Annotated in this window: 5 protein-coding genes and 1 pseudogene; 3 read left to right on the top strand and 3 right to left on the bottom strand. The window is 67.8% G+C overall.

Annotated elements, in window-relative coordinates; all coding sequences use genetic code 11:
• Window positions 1–71: 71 nt before the first annotated feature.
• Window positions 72–356 (top strand): annotated as a pseudogene (locus tag AWC14_RS07530) (hypothetical protein).
• Here the strand turns inward: AWC14_RS07530 and AWC14_RS07525 are convergent.
• Together AWC14_RS07525 and AWC14_RS07520 are read right to left on the bottom strand one after the other, a co-directional pair.
• Window positions 357–704 (bottom strand): VOC family protein, encoded by a 348-nt coding sequence (locus AWC14_RS07525; RefSeq protein WP_045385325.1) that lies wholly within the window; start codon window positions 702–704, stop codon window positions 357–359. It lies immediately after the preceding pseudogene.
• Window positions 705–719: 15 nt separating this feature from the next.
• Window positions 720–1,532 carry a helix-turn-helix domain-containing protein gene (locus tag AWC14_RS07520; RefSeq protein WP_045385323.1) on the bottom strand — a complete coding sequence of 271 codons (813 nt, stop codon included), beginning with the start codon at window positions 1,530–1,532 and terminating at the stop codon, window positions 720–722.
• A gap of 127 nt (window positions 1,533–1,659) precedes the next feature.
• Here AWC14_RS07520 and AWC14_RS07515 point away from each other — a divergent pair, with 127 nt between their 5' ends.
• A complete protein-coding gene (locus AWC14_RS07515) occupies window positions 1,660–2,052 on the top strand; it encodes a nuclear transport factor 2 family protein (RefSeq protein WP_045385320.1) in 393 nt (130 codons plus the stop codon).
• A gap of 4 nt (window positions 2,053–2,056) precedes the next feature.
• Here AWC14_RS07515 and AWC14_RS07510 read toward each other — a convergent pair whose 3' ends face one another.
• Window positions 2,057–3,298 carry a M18 family aminopeptidase gene (locus tag AWC14_RS07510; RefSeq protein WP_045385317.1) on the bottom strand — a complete coding sequence of 414 codons (1,242 nt, stop codon included), beginning with the start codon at window positions 3,296–3,298 and terminating at the stop codon, window positions 2,057–2,059.
• A gap of 48 nt (window positions 3,299–3,346) precedes the next feature.
• On the opposite strand from AWC14_RS07510, the gene AWC14_RS07505 reads away from it, so the two are divergent.
• Window positions 3,347–4,360, top strand: a complete 1,014-nt coding sequence (locus tag AWC14_RS07505) for a Dyp-type peroxidase (RefSeq protein WP_057003567.1) — start codon at window positions 3,347–3,349, stop codon at window positions 4,358–4,360.
• Window positions 4,361–4,421 lie beyond the last annotated feature (61 nt).

Genomic DNA, 4,421 nt, shown 5'->3' with positions numbered 1-4,421 from the left:
CGTCACCCCGGCTCCCGTCCCATCCCTACCACAGACGCACTCTTCGCGCCTGCAAGAGAAGAGGTACAGGAGTGACCTCAGGGACTGCCGAGACCGGGGCCGCCACGGGCACCAAAGACAAGAACTACAACCTGATTTGGTACACCGAGAAGTGCCTGGACAATGCGCTGCGGCTGGAGACCTACATCCAGGACGCCGCGCGGTGACGACGAGGGCCGGAACGGCCCGAGGAGAAGCCGCGCCATCAGACCCAGCGCGACGGCGACAAGGAAGTAGCCGACCTGTTCCGCAAGGCGCAGTCGGACAGCCGCAAGGGCGCCGAACTCGCCGAGCACCTGCTCGCCCAGCGGCTGTAGCTAGCTTCCGGCGACGCAGAAGGCATTGCCACCGGGGTCGGTCATCACGACCCATCGGAAATGGTCTCCGATGCTGTGCCGCCCGACCTCGGTGGCGCCGGCGGCAGCCAGCCGCGCAACCTCGCCGTCCACATCGGCGGCGCTGAAATCCAGGTGCACCCGGTTCTTCCCCGGCGTGGGATCGGGCACCTTCTGAAAGCCGAGCCGTGGCCCGTCCGACCGGATCACGGCAATGAACTCGCCGGGGATCAACTCCTGGGTCTGACCGTCGAATTGCTCGGCCCACCAACCGGCCAGCTTCGCGGGATCGGTGCAGTCGAACGTGACCATTTCCACCTTGAGTGCCATGGACCGGATGGTAGGTCAGCCTGGTGTGGTCGCGGACCCGATTCTGGCGGTGCGCAGCAGTTCGGCGCTTTCGGTATCGGCCGGGTAGAACAACTCGACCGCCAGCTCGGCGAGGGTGACGTCGCGCGGAGTCCCGAACGTGGTCAACGTGGTGAACATCGAAAGCCGTTGTCCGCCACCAATTGCGAGTTCGAACGGAACAAGAAGCGACGCCGTGTCCGGCGAAGTGTTTCGTCCCGCCAAGGCGGCGACCCCCGGGTAGGTGCGGACCTCCTCGTCGAGTGCCTGCAGTTCCGGGTCCCCGGTAAGCGCGATCGTGCGGCGGAGCTGGTGGAGCAGATACCCCGCCCATTCCTCGAAATTCAGTGTTCGGCCCGCAAGACCATCCGGATGCAGGCACAGCCGATACACGTTGACCGGCGGACCGAGCACGCCCTCCGACACGCCGGCGGTGAGGGCGGCCGCCGCGGCGTTGGCCTCCGCAATGTTCCAGCACCGATCGATCACGACGCCCGGATACGGGTCGTGCGCATTGAGGAGCCGCTGCACGGCGGCACGCGCCGGCGCGAGCGCGTCGTCGGCCAGTGACCGCGAGGGGTAGCGCGGGGCATAGCCGGCGGCGAGCAGCAGCGTGTTGCGTTCTCGCAGCGGGATGTCCAGGCCGTCCGCCAGCGCCAGCACCATCTCGGGGCTGGGCCGCGAGCGGCCGGTCTCGATGAAGCTCAGATGTCGTGCCGACACGCCGACGCTCAGCGACAGGTCGAGTTGGCTCACCCGCCGACGCGCCCGCCATTCACGCAGCAACACACCAACCGTCGCGTCGGTCATGTGCAAACGCTAACCACGTCGGTGCGCCGCGGCGATGACCTCGCAGGTAAATTGTGCCGTCGCGGCCCGTCGACGCACGCTCGATACGACGCGCTCGACCGGAGCGCCGGATCCCCTGGAGGAAGCCATGACCGACATTCAGTCCGCCGCCCCGACTTTCAGTGCCGAGCTATGGGCGAGGTTTTGGGCCGCCCCGGATTTATCCGGCGGGGTCAACGTGCTGGCCGACGACATCGTCGGCTACTGGCCCGACGACCCGGAGCCGGTGCGAGGAGTCGAGGCGTACACGGCGAAGATCGCGGAACTACTGGCGGCCGCGCCGGATTTGCGGCTCGAGCTCGTCGACAGCGCGACGGTTCCCGGCGCTACCGCGGGCGAGCAGCTGGTCTTTTTGCACTACGTGGGCGAAGGCACCGGCCCGGCCGGGCCGTTCACGATCCGAGGGCTCGACCGGGTCCGCACCCGCGACGGCAAGGTGGTGGAGAACGTCATCCGCTACGAGCCGGCCATCCTGCGGTGAGCAGCTACCGCGGCGCGAGGAACGCCTGCAAAGCCGCCGCATAGGCGGCGACGTCGTGGGCGCCCATCAGTTCTCGCGCCGAGTGCATGGCCAGCTGGGCGGCGCCGACGTCGACGGTCGGGATGCCGGTTCGGGCCGACGTCATCGGGCCGATCGTCGAGCCGCAGGGCAGGTCGGCCCGATGCTCGTAACGCTGTAGTGGGACGCCGGCCTGCCGGCAGGCCTGTGCGAAGGCCGCGGCGGTGCGGCCGTCGGTGGCGTAGCGCAGGTTGGGCTGCACCTTCAGCACGGGGCCCGCGTTGACGGCGATCTGGTGGCCGGGCTCGTGGCGGTCCGGGTAGTTGGGGTGCGTGGCGTGGGCCATGTCGCCGGAGGCCACCATCGACCCGGGGAGGCGGCGCAGGAAGTCTTCGCGACCGCCGCCGGCCGTCAGCACGATGCGTTCCAGCGTCGTCAGCAGTAGCTCGGAGTTGGCGCCGTGATCGGAGGTGGAGCCGACCTCCTCGTGGTCGAACAGCGCCAGCACCGGCAGGTATCCGCTCGGCTGCGCGGCCAGGAAGGCTTCGGTCGCCGCGTAGCAGCTCGCCTGGTTGTCCAGCCGCGGCGCGCTGACCAATGCGCCGTCTCGGCCCGACAGCGTCGAGGGCGTCAGATCGTGGGTCATCAGGTCGAAGCCGAGCACCTCGCCGGGATCGACACCGGCCTGCTCGGCGACGTAGTCGAGAAACGAGCCCGTCTCACCTGTCGCCCACACCGCGTCGACGTGACGCTGTGGATCCAGCGTGACCGACTTGCGGTCCTCGGCCAGGTGGATCGCCAGCTGCGGGACCCGCAGGATCGGTTGGTCGACGCGGACCAGCCGGTGGGTGCCGTCGCTTGTCGACAACCGCCCGCTGATGCCCAGGTCGCGGTCCAGCCACGAGTTCAGCCAGGCGCCACCGTAGGGCTGCAGCGCCACCAGCTGCCAGCCGGCGACCTGACGATCGGGGTGTTGCTTGACCCGCAGGTTGGGGCTGTCGGTGTGGCCGCCGACGATCCGGAACGGGCCGTCCGCGCTGCTGTCCCAGGCCACCAGCGAGCCCGCCCGTATGGTGAAGAAACGGCCGCCGGTGCGCGGCCATGCATCGGCCTCGGCCAGTTCGCTGTATCCGGCCGTGCGCAGCCGTTCCGCGACGGTTGCGCAGACGTGAAACGGCGACGGCGACGCGTCGATGAATTCGCACAGGCCCCGTGCCGTCGCCGCCATGTCTCCATCCTTTCATCACGGCAGCGGCCGGGACGTTAGGGTCGATGCGTGCCCGACGTGCAGCCGCAACCGGTTCTTGCTCCGTTGACGCCGGCCGCGATCTTTCTTGTGGTCACCATCGACGAGGGCGGCGAGCAGACCGTGCACGACGCGCTGGCGGACATCTCCGGGCTGGTGCGCGCCATCGGATTCCGCGATCCTGCGAAGCGTCTGTCGGTGGTCACCTCGATCGGATCCGATGCCTGGGACCGCTTGTTCGCGGGTCCTCGGCCCGCGCAACTGCATCCGTTCATCGAACTGCAGGGTCCACGACACGTCGCTCCGGCCACACCGGGCGACGTGTTGTTTCATATCCGGGCCGAGACGATGGATGTCTGTTTCGAACTGGCAACCCGGCTGATCGACGCGATGGCCGGCGCCGTGACGGTCGTCGACGAGGTGCACGGCTTCCGGTTCTTCGACAACCGCGATCTGCTCGGATTCGTCGACGGCACCGAGAATCCCGACGGGCCGCTGGCCGTCAGCTCGACGCAGATCGGCGACGAGGACCCCGACTTCGCCGGCGGATGCTACGTGCACGTGCAGAAGTACGTCCATGACATGGCGGGCTGGAATTCGCTGTCGGTCACCGAGCAGGAGCGGGCGTTCGGCCGAACGAAGCTGGAAGACATCGAGTTCGACGACGACGACAAGCCGGCCAACTCGCATCTCGCCCTGAACAAGGTCGAAGACGACGAGGGCAACGAACTCAAGATCGTGCGGCACAACATGCCGTTCGGCGAGGTCGGCAAGGGCGAATACGGCACGTATTACATTGGCTATTCCCGCAGTCCGGGCGTCACCGAGCAGATGCTGCGCAACATGTTCCTCGGTGATCCGCCCGGCAACACCGACCGGATCCTGGACTTCTCCACCGCGGTCACCGGCGGGATGTTCTTCTCCCCCACAGTCGACTTCCTCGACGATCCGCCGCCGTTGCCGGGAGCCGCCGCGGCGCCCGCAGCGGATTCGGGATCGGGTGACGGATCATTGGCGATCGGCAGTCTGAAAGATGACATGTGAGGAGGACCCCCTCGGCTCAGACGCTCGATGATATGGGCGTCGGGGATTTGTTTCCGGAGCT

This window comes from Mycobacterium kyorinense, from assembly GCF_002101735.1.
GTDB classification, from domain to species: domain Bacteria; phylum Actinomycetota; class Actinomycetes; order Mycobacteriales; family Mycobacteriaceae; genus Mycobacterium; species Mycobacterium kyorinense.
This window is presented reverse-complemented; position numbering and strand designations above follow the sequence as displayed.

What these genes read in the sequence shown, in the direction of transcription:
- AWC14_RS07525 (WP_045385325.1), bottom strand. Translation starts at nt 704, where the DNA reads ATGGCACTCAAGGTGGAAATGGTCACGTTCGACTGCACCGATCCCGCG.
- AWC14_RS07520 (WP_045385323.1), bottom strand. Translation starts at nt 1,532, where the DNA reads ATGACCGACGCGACGGTTGGTGTGTTGCTGCGTGAATGGCGGGCGCGT.
- AWC14_RS07515 (WP_045385320.1), top strand. Translation starts at nt 1,660, where the DNA reads ATGACCGACATTCAGTCCGCCGCCCCGACTTTCAGTGCCGAGCTATGG.
- AWC14_RS07510 (WP_045385317.1), bottom strand. Translation starts at nt 3,298, where the DNA reads ATGGCGGCGACGGCACGGGGCCTGTGCGAATTCATCGACGCGTCGCCG.